The 14,581-nt window shown below is 64.7% G+C and carries 9 protein-coding genes; 3 read left to right on the top strand and 6 right to left on the bottom strand.

Translation table 11 applies throughout. The features are described from left to right. The first annotated feature begins 158 nt into the window (after positions 1-158). The 3 genes from BLR31_RS01190 to BLR31_RS01180 all read left to right on the top strand — a co-directional run bounded on the left by BLR31_RS01190 (position 159) and on the right by BLR31_RS01180 (position 5,864). On the top strand, positions 159-1,328 hold the full coding sequence (locus tag BLR31_RS01190; protein WP_176762450.1) for an efflux RND transporter periplasmic adaptor subunit: 1,170 nt from the start codon (positions 159-161) through the stop codon (positions 1,326-1,328). 2 nt (positions 1,329-1,330) lie between these two features. Then, positions 1,331-4,447 (top strand): efflux RND transporter permease subunit, encoded by a 3,117-nt coding sequence (locus tag BLR31_RS01185; RefSeq protein WP_090590032.1) that lies wholly within the window; start codon positions 1,331-1,333, stop codon positions 4,445-4,447. 76 nt (positions 4,448-4,523) lie between these two features. Further along, complete coding sequence (locus BLR31_RS01180; RefSeq protein WP_176762449.1) at positions 4,524-5,864, top strand: TolC family protein; 1,341 nt, start codon at positions 4,524-4,526, stop codon at positions 5,862-5,864. 258 nt (positions 5,865-6,122) lie between these two features. On the opposite strand, the gene BLR31_RS01175 is transcribed toward BLR31_RS01180, so the two are convergent. From BLR31_RS01175 to BLR31_RS01150, 6 genes are all read right to left on the bottom strand, one after another. Continuing rightward, on the bottom strand, positions 6,123-6,497 hold the full coding sequence (locus tag BLR31_RS01175; protein ID WP_090590024.1) for a DUF1850 domain-containing protein: 375 nt from the start codon (positions 6,495-6,497) through the stop codon (positions 6,123-6,125). Next, positions 6,494-8,614, bottom strand: a complete 2,121-nt coding sequence (locus tag BLR31_RS01170; RefSeq protein WP_090591980.1) for a TRAP transporter permease — start codon at positions 8,612-8,614, stop codon at positions 6,494-6,496. The genes BLR31_RS01175 and BLR31_RS01170 overlap by 4 nt, the downstream gene beginning before the upstream one ends. 64 nt (positions 8,615-8,678) lie before the next feature. After that, on the bottom strand, positions 8,679-9,638 hold the full coding sequence (locus tag BLR31_RS01165; protein ID WP_090590020.1) for a TAXI family TRAP transporter solute-binding subunit: 960 nt from the start codon (positions 9,636-9,638) through the stop codon (positions 8,679-8,681). A gap of 388 nt (positions 9,639-10,026) precedes the next feature. Continuing rightward, positions 10,027-11,337, bottom strand: a complete 1,311-nt coding sequence (locus BLR31_RS01160; protein WP_090590016.1) for a sigma-54-dependent transcriptional regulator — start codon at positions 11,335-11,337, stop codon at positions 10,027-10,029. Beyond that, positions 11,334-13,124: an ATP-binding protein gene (locus BLR31_RS01155; protein ID WP_090591975.1), complete on the bottom strand. Its 1,791-nt coding sequence runs from the start codon at positions 13,122-13,124 to the stop codon at positions 11,334-11,336. The genes BLR31_RS01160 and BLR31_RS01155 overlap by 4 nt, the downstream gene beginning before the upstream one ends. Positions 13,125-13,208: 84 nt before the next feature. Further along, the gene (locus BLR31_RS01150; protein ID WP_090590012.1) at positions 13,209-14,579 is read right to left on the bottom strand and encodes an ATP-binding protein; all 1,371 of its coding nucleotides are present in this window, start codon (positions 14,577-14,579) and stop codon (positions 13,209-13,211) included. Between the last annotated feature and the right edge of the window lie 2 nt (positions 14,580-14,581).

Below are 14,581 nucleotides of genomic sequence, written 5' to 3'. Positions count from 1 at the left end.
ATCCGATGTGGAAGAACGGGCACGACATTGCCTTGATATGCTCCAGTGGCAGGGCTGGGTTGCGCCAACATTGCGTGGTTGGCGCCAGACTTGCAATGTTGCTGCAATGGAACGCGCCGATTGATGCCAGCACCTTTTCTCACTTTACGTGCTGGACCATGAACGAACACACCCCATCGGCTGCCCATTCTTCGTCAAAGCCCAAGCGCCGCTGGGCGGGCGCCGCATTCGTTCTGGTGCTTGTGGCCGGGGGCGGGCTGGCGCTGAGCGGAGCGCTCGATGCGCCGCAGGCCCAGGATGTCACATCGGAACCCGTGACCGCCGAACCGCGGGCCATGCAACTGCATGGCAGCGAGGTCTATGAAGTCGAGATGCACGATCTTTCGTCGGCGATCTCGTTTACCGGCTCGGTGCGGCCGGCCCAGCGCGCCGATATTTCCGCGCAGGTGGCGGGGATCGCCAATGCGGTTCATGTCCAGACCGGCGATACTGTCGAAGCGGGCGACGTCCTCGTCGAAATCGATGCGACAGATCTCAATCTGCAATTGCGCCAGCAGCAGAGCACGCTCAATTCGACGGAAATCCAGCTCAACGCTGCGCGCCAGACGCTTGATCGCACCCGGTCATTGGCCGATCGCGGGCTGACCCCACAAGCAACGCTCGATGCGGCGATCGCCGAGGTCGATGGGCTGGAGGCCAGCCTTGCCTCGCTGCAATCGCAGCTTGAACAGGTCGAAACCAATATCGCGCGGACGATCATCAAGGCGCCGTTTTCGGGCACGGTCTCGGCCCGCATGGTCGAGCCGGGGCAGGTGGTGAGCCAGGGGGCGGCGGTGCTGTCGATCGTCGATCTGAGCCGGCTCAATGTCGATGCCATGGTGCCGCTTGCGCAATCGGCGGCGATCGCCGTTGGCCAGACGGCGAGCGTTTCGGTTCAGGGGCTCGAAGGGTCGGTGTTCGAGGCGGAGGTCGAGCGGATCAATCCCGTCGCTGAAGAGGGGACGCGATCGGTCGTCGTCCATCTTGGGCTCGACAATTCGGACGCGCGGTTGCGCGGCGGGATGTTTGTTTCGGGCCGGATCGTTATCGAAGCCTCCAGCGACGCCATTGCCCTGCCGCAAAATGCGGTGCTGGGCGAAGGCGAGGATCGATATGTGCTGGCGGTGGTCGATGGCGCCCTGGTGCGTCAGGACATCACCGTCGAAAAGATCTGGGATCGGCTGGGGCTGGTCGAGATTGCCGAGGGGGTTGCGCGCGGTGACGTGATCGTTTCGCTGCCGCTGTCGGGCCTTGAAATCGGCCAGACCGTTATCGTCGGGGACATCTAGCAATGTTTTTGACACGGATCAGCGTCCGCCACCCCGTATTTGCGACCATGGTGATGATCGCCATCCTGGTGTTCGGCATCAACGCGTTTCGCGGCATGGCGATCGAGCAATATCCCGATGTCGACTTTCCGGTGGTTGCGGTTCTGACGCCCTATACGGGCGCTGCGCCCGAGGCGGTCGAGACCGAAATTTCCCAGGTGATCGAAGAGGCGGTCAACACGCTTTCGGGGATCGAGACCGTCTCTTCGACCTCGAGTTCGGGCCATTCGACGGTGATCGTGCAGTTCACGCTCGAGACCGACAGCATGCAGGCGGCGCAGGAAGTGCGCGACAGGTTGGCGGCGGTGAGCCTGCCCGATGGCGCCGACGTGCCGCAGGTGATGCGGTTCGACCCGACGGCCACGCCGATGATGTCGCTGGCGCTGAGCGGGGAAGGGCAGACGATGACCGATCTGACCCGGATCGCCAATGATGTCGTTGCGCCGGCCATGACCAATGTGGAAGGCGTGGGCAGCGCGAGCGTTGTGGGTTCGATCGAGGAACAGGTCGATGTGCTGATCGATCCCGATCGGCTCAACGCCTATGGCATCGGGGTGTCGGAAGTGGTGTCCGCCTTTGCCAGCGACAATATGACGATCCCTTCGGGGTCGGTTGTCGACGGGCTCTTGGTCCAGACGGTGCAGCTCAATACCGAGCTCGACACGATCGAGGATTTCGCGTCGATCGTCGTGGCGCAGCAGGGCGGACAGACGATCTATCTGGGCGATGTCGCCGAGATCGTTCTGGCGCAATCCGAGCTCGACGGGCTGGCGCTCCAGAACGGCAATCAGGCGCTGGCGATCAACATTTCGCGGGTCGATAGCGGCAATACTGTCGAGATCGCCCATGAGGTTCACGCGACCGTCGCCCAGCTCAATGAGGACGGGCGGCTCGAGGGCGCCCGCATCGAGGTGCTGCAGGACAGCGCCGAGCAGATCGAGGCCAATTACCACACGCTCGAAGCGACGCTTCTGGAGGGCGCGCTGCTGGCGGTGGCGATCGTGTTCCTGTTCCTCAATTCCTGGCGGTCGACGGTGATCACCGGGATGACGCTGCCGATCTCGATTTTGGGGACGCTGGCGGTGATTTCTATGCTGGGCTTTTCGCTCAACATGATGACCATGCTGGCGCTGACGCTGTCGATCGGCATTCTGATCGATGATGCGATCGTTGTGCGTGAGAACATCACGCGGCATCTGCATATGGGCAAGAGCCATTTCCAGGCGGCGCTCGACGGGACCAATGAGATCGGGCTGGCGGTTCTGGCGACGACGCTCTCGATCTGCGCGGTGTTTTTGCCGCTCGCCTTCATGGACGGGATCGTCGGGCAGTTCTTCCTGCAATTCGGCGTCACGGTTTCGGTGGCGGTGCTGATCTCGCTGTTCGTCAGCTTTACGCTCGATCCGATGATGTCGAGCGTCTGGTATGATCCCGATGCGCAGCCTGACGCGAAGCGCGGGTTTTTAGGGCGCGCGATCGGCAAATTCGAGCACGGGTTCGCGGCGGTGGGGCGGCGCTATACCAAGGTGCTCGGCTGGAGCCTGCGGCACCGGGTGATGACGCTTCTGGCGGCGCTGGGGATATTTATCTCGAGCTTTGCACTGGTGCCGATGGTCGGGTTCGAATTCATGCCGGCCAGCGACAGCAGCCTCGTCAGTATCGAAATGGAAACGCCGGTCGGCTCGTCGCAGGATTATACGGCGATCAAGGCGCGGCAGGTCGATGCCATCGTGCGCGGCATCGATGGGGTGGAAAACACCTATACCAACGTCAATTCGGGCACGGCGAGCGGGGAGAACGTGGCTGCGATCAGCGTCAATCTCGTCGATCCCGGCGAGCGGGCGCTGTCGGATGTGCAGATCATTTCGGAAATCCGGCAGGCGACGGCCGTCGTGCCGGGCGTCGATCTGACGGTGAGCGCCGGTGGTGGGCTCGGGGCCGGTGGGGCGCCGATTACCCTCAACGTGCGCGGGGGCACTGTCGAAGGTCTCGCCGAGGGGGCGCAAATGATCGCCGATGCCGTGGCGGCGGTGCCCGGCGCAATCGATGTCAGAATGAGCACGCAGCAGGCGCAGCCGATGCTCGATATCGTCATGGACCGTCAGGCGGCGAGCGATCTCGGGATTTCCGCGCAGCAGGTCGGGTCGGCCATGCGGGTGATGATTGCAGGCGAAGTGGCCAGCGAATGGACCAATCAGCGCGACGACCGTATCGACGTGATGGTGCGGCTGCCGGAAAGCCTCCGCTCCGATATCGACGGGCTGGCCAATCTGCCGGTGGCGCAGATGCGGAACGGCGATATGCCGGTCTCGGTGCCGCTGGGGCAGGTGGCGAGCCTCAACCAGACGGTGGGGCCGAGCGAAATCGAACGCCAGGCGCTGGCGCGCCAGATCACCATCAGCGCCAATATAGGCGACGGACTGCTTGGTGACGTGGTGGCACAGATCGATGCGGCCGTCGCCGCGCTCGATCTGCCGCCCGGGGTGGCGATCGAGCAGGGGGGCGATGCGGAAATGCTGGCCGATACCACTGCCAGCATGGGCGCGGCGCTGATCCTTGCCGTCGTGTTCATCTATCTGGTGCTGGCCAGCCAGTTCGGGAGCTTCTTGCAACCCATCGCCATCATGAGCGCCTTGCCGCTGTCGCTGGTCGGGGTGCTGCTGGGGCTTTTGGTCGGCGGGTCGACGCTCAACATGTATTCGATGATCGGATTCATCATGCTGATGGGGCTGGTGGTAAAAAACGCTATCCTCCTCGTCGACAATAGCAATCAGCACGTGCGCGCCGGGATGCCGCTCAAGGATGCTTTGATGGCGGCGGGTGCGACCCGGTTCCGGCCCATCATCATGACGACGACGGCGATGATCTTCGGCATGCTGCCGCTCGCTCTGGCACTGCATCCGGGCAGCGAGCAGAACGCGCCGATGGCCCATGCGGTGATCGGCGGGCTGATCAGCTCGACCTTGCTGACGCTGCTCGTCGTGCCGGTGATCCTGACCTATGTCGAAGGGTTCGGCCAATGGGTGGGGCGGTTCCTGCCCAAGGCGCCTGAAGGCCATGGCCATCCGGCGACCGAGTGATGGCCGATGCCACCGCGCCACCTGCGGCGCGGTGGCTTTTTCGTTGTTTCCAGTTTTTGAAAAGAAGGCCGATCCCATGTCGACCAGATCCATTTTTCGTGCCGCTTTGGCGGTGACGGGTGCGCTGATGCTAACCACGCCTGCGTTTGCCGAGAGCCTCGCCGATGCGATGGCGCATGCTTATGAGAACAATCCCCAGATCGCCTCGGCGTTTCTTTCGGTGCGGGCTGCGGGGGAGGGAATCAAGGCGGCGGAGGGATCGCGCCTGCCAACCATCGGCGCGGAGGCGGAGCTTGGGGCGTCGTGGAACAGCGCCGCCAATAACTGGACCGGCAGCGACAGCATCGGGCTGGGGTACAGCCAGACATTGTTCGACAATCATCAGGGGGACGCGGCGATCGCCGGGGCGATGGCGCAGTATGATGCCGCGGTCTATGGCGCTGAAAACGCCGAGCAGAACGTGTTGCTCTCGGTGACGCAGGCTTATGTCGACGTTTTGACCGGGCGTCGGGTGGCGGCGATCCGGGCGGAGACCGTGGGGTTCGTTGCGGCGCAATTGCAATCGGCGCGGGATCGGCTGGAGGTTGGCGAGGGCACGCAGCTTGACGTGTCGCAGGCGGAGGCGACGCTGGCTGAGGCGCGGGCGTCTTCGGCGGCGGCGGTCAATGCGCTGCGGGTCGCCGAAGCCAATTATTTGCGCCATGTGGGGCGCGAGGCGGGGGCGCTCAACGGGCAATATGGATATTCGGCCCTGTTGCCGGCCAGCCTCGAGGACGGGCTGGCGCGGGCGACGGCGGCGCATCCGGCGCTTTTGGCGACGGCGGCACAGTTGCGGGCTGCGCAATATGGCTATGAGGAAACGCTGGCCGGGTTCGGGCCGAACCTTTCGTTGAACGGCAATGTCGGGGTCGGCGGCTGGACGAACGGGACGGTGACGCAGAGCGCGTCGATTTCGCTGCGGCTGAGCGTGCCGATCTATACGCCGAACCGCGATCCGGCGGTCGAGCAGGCCAATATCGGGCAGATCCAGTCCCATCTCGAAGGGCTGGCGACGCGGGACCAGATCGTCGAGGCGGTACGGCAGGGCTGGGCGGGCATGGAAGCGGCGACGGCGCAGATCGAAGCGGCGACAGCGGCTGTGGCGGCCGGGCGGATCGCGCTTAATTCGATCATCGAGCAAAATGAGGTAGGGCAGGCGACGACGCTCGATGTGCTCGATGCGCGGGCATCGGTTGCGGGATCGGAAGAGATGCTGATTTCGGCGCAGGCGCAGCGGGTGATCGCCGCGTATTCGCTGATCGCGGCGACTGGGTCGTTGGGGGCGGATGAATTGGGGTTGCCGGTCGTGCCGCGGACAGCGGAGGGGCAGAGGGCGGTTGTTGCAGCGCCGGTCGATGCTTGGGGGGATTTGCGGTAGGCGCGAGGGATACACCGGCTTGTGCTGCGGGTTTGGCATGGGCGGCGTGGGCCCTCGGGTCGAGCCCGAGGGTGACGGTTGGGTATGGCGAAGACTTTGGGGCCAGGTGCTCGGAGGATGCTGGGTCCCGGATCAAGGCCGGGATGACAGGGGGGTGAGGTTGAGGATGAATGTCGGTTTGGATGGGCGTTGGGAAGGCCCCCTTACCCGCCGCTGCGCGGCGACCTCTCCCCCGGAGGGAGAGATGGGCGGTGGTGGCTATTCAGGCGCGCATTGGTCGGCGGCCCAAAGGGTGATGGGGGTGCCGGCTTCGGCACCGAGATCGTGGCATTGGGTGTCGGTGCACAATTGCCAGGGGGAGGGGGTTACGCCGGAGGCGGCGAGGGTCAGGCGGTCGAGGGGGGCGAGGGTGGGGGTATAGGTCCAGCCCTCGTCGGTCAGGATGGCGTCGGGGGGCGGGGCGATACCGGCGCCCGAGCCCTGGACGATGGCCTGGGTCAGGACGAGGCGGTTGTCCTGGATGGACCATTGCTCTTGCCAGAGAGTTTTTTCGACCGAATGGGTCCAGCTTAAGGAAAAGCTCGACGCCGCGAGCGCAAGGAGTGTTCCGCTCGCGGCGATGCAGAGGGTCATGCGGGTTGAGCTTTGGCTTTATGCGCCCGGAAGCGCACGATTTGCCAGCCGATCAGGGCAAGGCCGAGCACGAAGCCGATTTCATCGGTCAAGGGCAGGGCGAGGATCAGCAGGAGGCCGGCGGCAAAGAACGCCAAGCGTTCGATGATGCCGGCGCGGACGATGAAGAACCCGACCATGGCGATGCCCCACATGCCGATGCCGAAACAGGCCTTGGCGACGATATAGGCGACCTCGACAGGATAGCCGAAGGCTTCGGCCATCCAGCCGCCGTCCTGGAGCATGAGCGAGGGGGTATAGACCGCCATAAACGGGATGACGAAACCGGCGGCGGCCAGCTTGACGGCCTGGATGGAAATCTTGAACCCCGAGGTTTTGGCCATGGGGGCGGCGGCAAAGCAGGCCAGCGCCACGGGCGGGGTCAGATCGGCCATGATCCCGAAATAGAAGACGAACATGTGGCTGACCAAGAGCGGCACGCCGAGTTCGAGCAGGGCCGGGCCGGCGAGGGACGAGGTGATGATGTAGTTAGGGATTGTCGGAATGCCCATACCGAGGACGAGGCAGGTAAGCATTGTAAGGATCAGCGAGAGGAAGAGATTGCTTTCGCCGACCGAAATGATCGCCGAGATGAAGGTCGAGGCGATGCCGGTCAAGGTCAACGTGCCGATGACGATGCCGACAACGGCGCAGGCGATGCCGACGGGGAGCGCGTTGCGGGCGCCCTGAGCGAGAGAATCGCGGCAGATGAGGATGGTTTCGCGTCCGCCTTTGAAAAAGACGCAGCCGATGAGCAACGCGGCGATGACGGCGACGAGGAAATTGACGCCGAACTGGAGGAAGGATGCGGCGGCGAGGCCGAGCGCGATCCAGAAGACGACGCGGAAGGCAAAGGGGCCGATCAGCGCGGCGATGGGGGTGCCCAGGATCAGGACGACGATCAGGGCCAGGCCCATGGTGCCGGCAAAGATCGGAGTGTAGCCGGCAAACAGCAAGAAGATCAGCGTGCCGAGCGGCAGGGCCAGCGGCCATTGGGCCTTGATGGCGGCCCATGGATTGGGGAGGGAATCCTTGGCGAGGCCCTTGAGGCCGAGCTTGCCGGCTTCGAGATGGACCATCCAGAAGCAGACGGCGAAATAGAGAATGGCCGGGATGATCGCGGCCCTGACGATTTCGGTGTAGGGCAGATTCAGCGTTTCGGCCATGATGAAGGCGACGGCGCCCATGACGGGGGGCATGATCTGGCCGCCCATGGACGATGTGGCTTCGACGCCGCCCGCGAAGGGGGATTTAAAGCCCGAGCGTTTCATCAGCGGTATCGTGAACTGGCCGGACGCTACGACATTGGCGACGCCGGAGCCCGAGATGGTGCCCATAAGCGCTGAGGACAGGACGCAGACCTGGGCCGCGCCGCCGCGCCAGCCGCCGACAAGCCCGAGGGCGAAATCGTTGAACAGCTTCAGCATGCCGGCGCGTTCGAGGAAGGCGGCGAACAGCACGAAAATGAAGATATAGGCGGCCGAAACATAGATCGGGGTGCCGTAAATGCCCTCGGTGCCAAAGCCGAAATGGCTGATGATCAGCGGGAAACTGTAGCCGCGGTGGACGAGCGGGCCGGGCAGGTATTGGCCGAAAAAGCAGTAGGCAAAGAAAATGCCGGCAATCAGCGCCAGCGGCCAGCCCATGAGGCGACGCGCAGCTTCAAAGACGAGGGCGATGGCGGCGGTGCCGACCACGAGGTCGAGGGTGGTGTGGAAACCCGAACGCCGGATGAGGTCGATATAGAAGACCCAATTGTAGATGCCGGTCAAAAACCCGGCGATGCCGAGGCTCCAGAAGATGGTCTTGGTCAGCGGTGTTTTGGCGAGAAGATTGGCGATGAGGCCGAAGCCGAGCAGGAGCAGGAAGCCCACATGCATGGCCCGGACGATCTGGCTGGGCATGTTGCCATAGGCTGCGACCCAGAGCTGGAACAGGGCGAAGACGATGGCGATGGTGAACGCCACTGTGCCCATGATGCCGTGGCCGAAGCCGGGCGGAAGGCCCTCGATGGCTTCTTCGACATCGTCTGGCTGCTGGTTGAACTCTTCAGCGCGGATTTCGCCCTGCTGCGACATGATCTTATCCTCCCCTCCTTGGATCATGCGGCCCGGGACGATCCGGGCCGCATGAAGCGATCATTTATTCAATGATGCCCTGTTCGCGGTAATAGCGTTCCGCGCCGGGGTGCAGCGGGATGGGCAGGCCTTCGATGGCGGCGTTGATGTCGATATCGTTGGCTGCGCCATGGGCCGCCTGCATGCGGTCGAGATTTTCAAACAGCAGGCGGGTCATGTCGTAGGCCATCTCTTCGGAGACGGTTTCGTAAGAGACGAGAATGTTGCCGATGGCGGCGGTTGGGACGTCTTCGTCCTGGCCGTTATAGGTGCCGGCGGGAATGGTTGCGGGGACGTAAGGCGCGCCGATCGATTCCACGATATCGGCGGGAATGGCGACGATGTTGATCTCGTGGGTTGCCGACAAATCCTGAATGAAGGCAACGCCGAGACCGGCAGATTGCAGGGTGGAATCGAGCTGGCGGTTCTTGATCAGTTCGGCCGATTCCGCAAAGGGCAGATATTCGAGGCGGCCCATGTCCTCGTAGGTGAGGCCGGCGGCTTCAAAGATGGCGCGGGCGTTGAGCTCGGTGCCGGAAGCGGGTGCGCCGACCGAAATCGAGCGGCCGGGGAGGTCCTCGAGGGTTTCGACGCCAGAGGCGGTGTCGGCGACGATCTGGACGTAGTTGGGATAGATCGCGGCGATGGCGCGCAGGCCGGTGAGAGCAGCGGGGAAGCCCGCTTCTTCATTGCCTTCCCAGGCAAGCGCCACGGAATCGCCGAGCGCGAAGGCGATTTCGCCACTGCCTTCGGCGAGGAGGTTGAGGTTTTCGACCGAGGCGCGGGTGGCCTGGACCTGGGTGCGCGAGCCTTCGATGCCATCGGCGTAGATTTCCGAGAGCGCTACGCCGAGCGGGTAATAGACGCCCGAGGTGCCGCCGGTCAGGACGTTGATGAATTCCTGGGCGTTGGCGGCGACGGGCATGGCGACGAGCGTCGTGCCAAGCAGAGATGCCGCGCCGAGGCGCGTGATCACATTAGACATGGATTTCCTCCCAAAGGGTTTGTGACGCCGCCGTCTCCTCACGGTGGCGCTGGAGGGGAGGTTGCAAGCGGTGTGCCAGATGGGGAGGGCGGGGAAATGGGGACTGGCGTGGGGGTGCGGGGCAAGATTTTGCCAGCGGGGAGGTGGGGTTGGCGGGAAATTGCCGGGGGCGTCAGTCTGGGGAGGTCAGGGTGCGCGGAGGCGCGTTCGGCCCCACTGCTTGGGAGCATACTGGGTCCCGGGTCTTCGCCCGGGATGACGGGTGGAGGGCAGGGAACGGTGGGGATGGGAGAGGAATGCTGTTGGTTTGGCGGCTGCAGCGTGGGCCCTCGGGTCGAGCCCGAGGGTGACGGGTGGGAGGGGAATGAGGGTTTTCGGTGGGGCCGGCTCACGCGGTGGCGCGGAGGCGGAGGCGGGTGATTTTTTCGTTGAGGGTGCGGCGCGGGATGCCGAGGAGTTCGGCGGCGCGGGCGCTGGAGCCGTTGGCGGTTTCGAGCGCGCTGGCGATGATGCCGGCTTCGAAGCGGGCGAGTTGGTCGGGGAGGGACTCGACGGCAGGACTGTCGGTGGGCAGTGGAGCGATGCCGATGATCGAGCGTTCGGCGTGGCCTTTGAGTTCGCGGACATTGCCGGGCCAGGATTTCGAGCCCAGATCGGCGAGCATTGCGGGCGAGGGGTCGCGCATCGGGAGGCCGAAGCGTTCGGCGGCGCGGCGGGCAAAGACCGTGTGCAAAAGCCCGATATCCTCGCGGCGGGCGCGGAGCGGGGGCAGCGCGAGATCGATGGTCGAGAGGCGGAAATAGAGATCGGGGCGGAAGCGACCGGCTTCGCTTTCAAAGCGCAGATCGGATTTTGTGGCGCCGATGAAGCGGACGTCGATTTCGATCTGGCGGTTGGAGCCGAGGGGTTCGACGACGCGCTCCTGGATGACGCGCAGGACCTTGGCCTGGAGTGCCAGGGGCATGGATTCGATTTCGTCGAAAAAGACGGTGCCGCCATTGGCAAAGACTAGCTTGCCCTCGCGGGCGCCGACGGCGCCGGTATAGGCGCCCTTGTCGTGGCCGAACAGTTCGCTTTCGAAAATGGTTTCGGGGATGGCGGCGCAGTTGATGGCGACGAACGGGCCTGCGCGGCGGCGGCCGAAATCGTGGAGAGCGCGGGCTGCGACTTCCTTTCCAGTGCCGGTCTCGCCGGTGATGAGCATGTCGACGTCGATATCGGCGAGGTGGAGGATGGAGCGACGCAGTTCGACGATGGCTGGGGAGACGCCGATCAGGCGGGCTTCGAGATCGTCGGGCTGGCGCTTGAGGCGGGAGATTTCACCGACAAGGCGGCGCTTTTCGACGGCGTTGTCGAGGATGGAGACGAGCTGTTCGGCGTCGTAGGGCTTTTCAAGAAAATGGTAGGCGCCGGCGCGCATGGCTTTGACGGCGACCGGGACGTCGCCATGGCCGGTGAGCAAGATGACGGGAAGGTCCGGGTCGGTGCGGTGGAGGCGTTCCAGGAGGTCGAGGCCGGAAAGGCCGGGCATGCGGATGTCGCTGACCACGCAGTCGCAGGTGGCGGTGTCGATGTCAGCGAGGGCGCGCCGGGGGTCGGTGTGGGTGGTGACGGTAAATCCGGACGCTTCGAGCCAGTCCGCGGCGGCGGCGCAGAGATCGGGCTCGTCATCGATAAAGGCGATGCGGCCGCGGCTCATTGCGCGGGCTCCAGATGTTCGGCGCGGGCACCCATGAGGGGGAGCGAGACTGTCGTCAGCGTGCCGCCACCCCTGGCCGGGGCGAAGGCGAGGGTGCCGTCATAATCTTCGAGTATGGCGCGGGAAATCGAGAGGCCGAGACCAAGGCCCTCGCCGGTGGTTTTCGTCGTGAAGAAGGGTTCGGTGATCTTTTCGGCGATCTCGTCGGGAATGCCGGGGCCGGAATCATGGATGGCCATAACGGCGCGATCCTCGTTTTGGGAGATGGAGACCGCGATTGCGGTGTTGCCGAGGGCGGCGGTGGCATCGACGGCGTTCAAGAGCAGATTGATGAAGACCTGTTCGATGCGCACGGCGTTGACGGCGATCATCGGGGCGTCGGGGGCGGGATCGAAGCGGATGGTGACGCCGACTTCACGGGCCCGGGGCAGGACGATCTCGATGGCGGCGTCGACCGAGCTGGCGAGCGATATGGGCTCGACGGGCATGGCCTGGGTGCGCGAGGAAAAGGTCTTGAGATGGCGGACGGTGCGCTGCATGCGTTTCAACAGATCGCGGCTCGAGCGGATCGAGGCATCGAGTTTTTCGGGACGCTGGTTCTGGGCGTGGAGGCCAGCGGCGGCCAGCGTCGTATCAAGGGCCGAGAGGGGCTGGCTGACTTCGTGAACGATGGCGGCGGACATGCGGCCGAGGGCGGCGAGCTTGGCGGCGTGGATGAGGCTGTCCTGGGTGTCGCGCAGTTCGGCTTCGGCGCGCAGGCGCTCGTCGATTTCAAGGCCGAGGGCTTCGGTGCGTTCGGCGACGCGGCGTTCGAGGACGGCGTTCTGGTCGAGCTTGAGGCGGGTCAACTGGCGGCGCTGATAGGCATAAAGGCCGATGAGGATCAGGACCAGCGAGAGAAGGGCGGCGACGCCGGCAAAAAGCCGCGCCTCTTCGGCGATGGGGGCGGTGGGGAGGGCGGTAAAAACCTGCCAGCCCTGCGGCTCGATACGTGCGACGCTCATCATCAGGGCGTCACGGTCGGTTTCGACGATGACGGGCTGGCCCTCCGGGATCGGGGTGCCGATGAGGGGCGCGCTGCCGGCGACATCGATGCCGTCATAGCGGCGTTCGCGCGCGATGAGGTCGCGGTTTTCGCTGTTAAGGGCATAGAGCGGGCGATATTTCCAGGTGCCCACGCCAGTGAGGAACACAACGCCGGCTTCGTCGGCAAGGCCGGTGATTTCCCCCGCCTGCACCCAGGCGCGTTCTAGAGGGGCCATGTCGACCTTGACGACGGCAACGCCCATCGGGCCGGCGGGGTTCGAAATGCGGGCCGAGAGGAAATAGCCCGGGATGCCGGTGGTTACGCCCACTGCGTAGTACGAGCCTTCGCCATTGGCGAGCGCATCGGCGAAATAGGGGCGGAAGCTGTAATTGTGGCCGACGAACGAGGTGGGTAAATCCCAGTTGGAGGCGGCCAGCGTGAGGCCGTCGGTGTCGATGATATAGGCGGCGTCGGCGATGGAGTGTGCGGCGATGGTCTGGAGATAGGTGTTGGCGAGGGCGACGGCGTCGGGTGCGGGCGTTTCGAGCAGATCGAGGATGCGTTCGTCCTCGCCCATGACTTCGGGAAGATAGCCGAAGCGCTCGATTTCGCTTTCGACCGACCGTAGGGTGACGGTGAGGCGATCGCGCAACTGGCCCGACAGGCGGTCCATGCCGGCGCGATGGGCGAGCGCATAGGCGAGGGCGGCCAGCGCGCACACCAAGCCGATCGCCGCAAGGGCGACGATGACGCGCCGCATCGATCGTTGCGTTAGATCAGACAGCCCAGTGATCCTCCCAAACTGGCCCGCCCCAATCATGGCGCAAGCGGGCCGGGGTGACAATCACCTGGGCGGCGGTGGGCTCGCGGTGCCGGGATAGGCGGCGCGGAGGGCGATTTCGACGCGAGCACCACCAGACTGAGACGCGCCACGCGTGATACTGGCGCCGTTGATTTCGGCGATTTCGGAGACGATGCGCAGGCCAAGACCGTAGCCGGTTCCGCCATTGGGGCGCGGCCGATGGGCGGTGTCGGGGGCAAAGCCCGGGCCGTCATCCTCGACGATCAGATGGATATAGTCGCCCTTGTGCAGCGCCTCGATGCGGATCTCGGATTTTGCCCATTGGCTGGCGTTTTCAAGAACGATGCCGCACATTTCGGTGAGATCGGCGGGGTCGAGATCGACGGTGAGCGCCGTGTCCAGCGTGCGCGTCCAATGCAGCGATTCGCCGTCCGGTGTCAGGCGCAGGGTGGCGATGACCTTTTCGATGGTCGCCGCCAGGGGCGTTGCGCAATGTTCGGCACGGGCGCGGTGGCGCAGGCGCGCAAGGCCAAGCTGGTGATGGACGGTGATCGCCATCGTCTCGACCAGCTTTTCGATGCGGAGCGCGGGTTCGTCTAGGCCGGCCTGGCGCAGCTTTCGCGCTTCGACGCCCAGAACGGTCAGCGGGGTCTGAAGGCCGTGGGCGAGATCGGAAGCGCGGGCCCTTGCATAGGTGATGGCGTGGCCCTGAGCATCGAGAAGCTCGTTGACCTCATCGACGAGCGGTTTGACTTCCCGGGGGAAACGCCCGACCAGACGGCGCTCACGGCCCTCGCGCACGCCGGCCAAGCGCTGACGCAGGCCGGAAAAGGGGCGCAGGCCAACGCTGACCTGAATCCAGCCGGCCACGGCGAGCATGACAACGAGAATCGCGAGCACCCGGAACAGGTCGAAGCGGAAGGCGGCAATGGCCAGTTCGAGCCTGTCGCGGCGCTCGGCGACAACCAGATCGAGTGTGCGGGTCGAGCCATCGGCGCGCTCGAAGCCCAGCCGGCGGGTGGTGGCGAGGAGGATCGTTCCGCCCGCGTCTTCGAGCTTGAGCGCTATCGGTGGCGCGCCCGGCTGGAGCGCAGCGGGGATGTCGAGGGCCTGATCGAAAAGCGAGCGCGACGCGGCGATCTGGCCGGTTTCGGGGTCGCTGACCTGCCAGTAAAGCCCGCTGAGCGGGATTGCGTAGCGCGGATCGGGCATGTCCTGGGTCAAGAGAGGCTGGGGCGCGTCGGGCTCGACGAGGGCGATGAGGCGGGTCAATTCATTGTCGAGATTGGCGCGGGCCTGGCGCTCGAGATGGGCCGTGAAAATCTCGATCAGCAGAACGCCGAACACCGCCATGGCGATCGAGAGCGTGATTATGGTGGCAAGGGTGAGGCGAAGGCGGATCGAGCTCGTCATCG

This window comes from Pelagibacterium luteolum (assembly GCF_900100665.1).
Taxonomy (GTDB): Bacteria; Pseudomonadota; Alphaproteobacteria; order Rhizobiales; family Devosiaceae; genus Pelagibacterium; species Pelagibacterium luteolum.
Note: the sequence above shows the minus strand (reverse complement) of the source record. Positions and strands in the feature narration are given on the sequence as shown.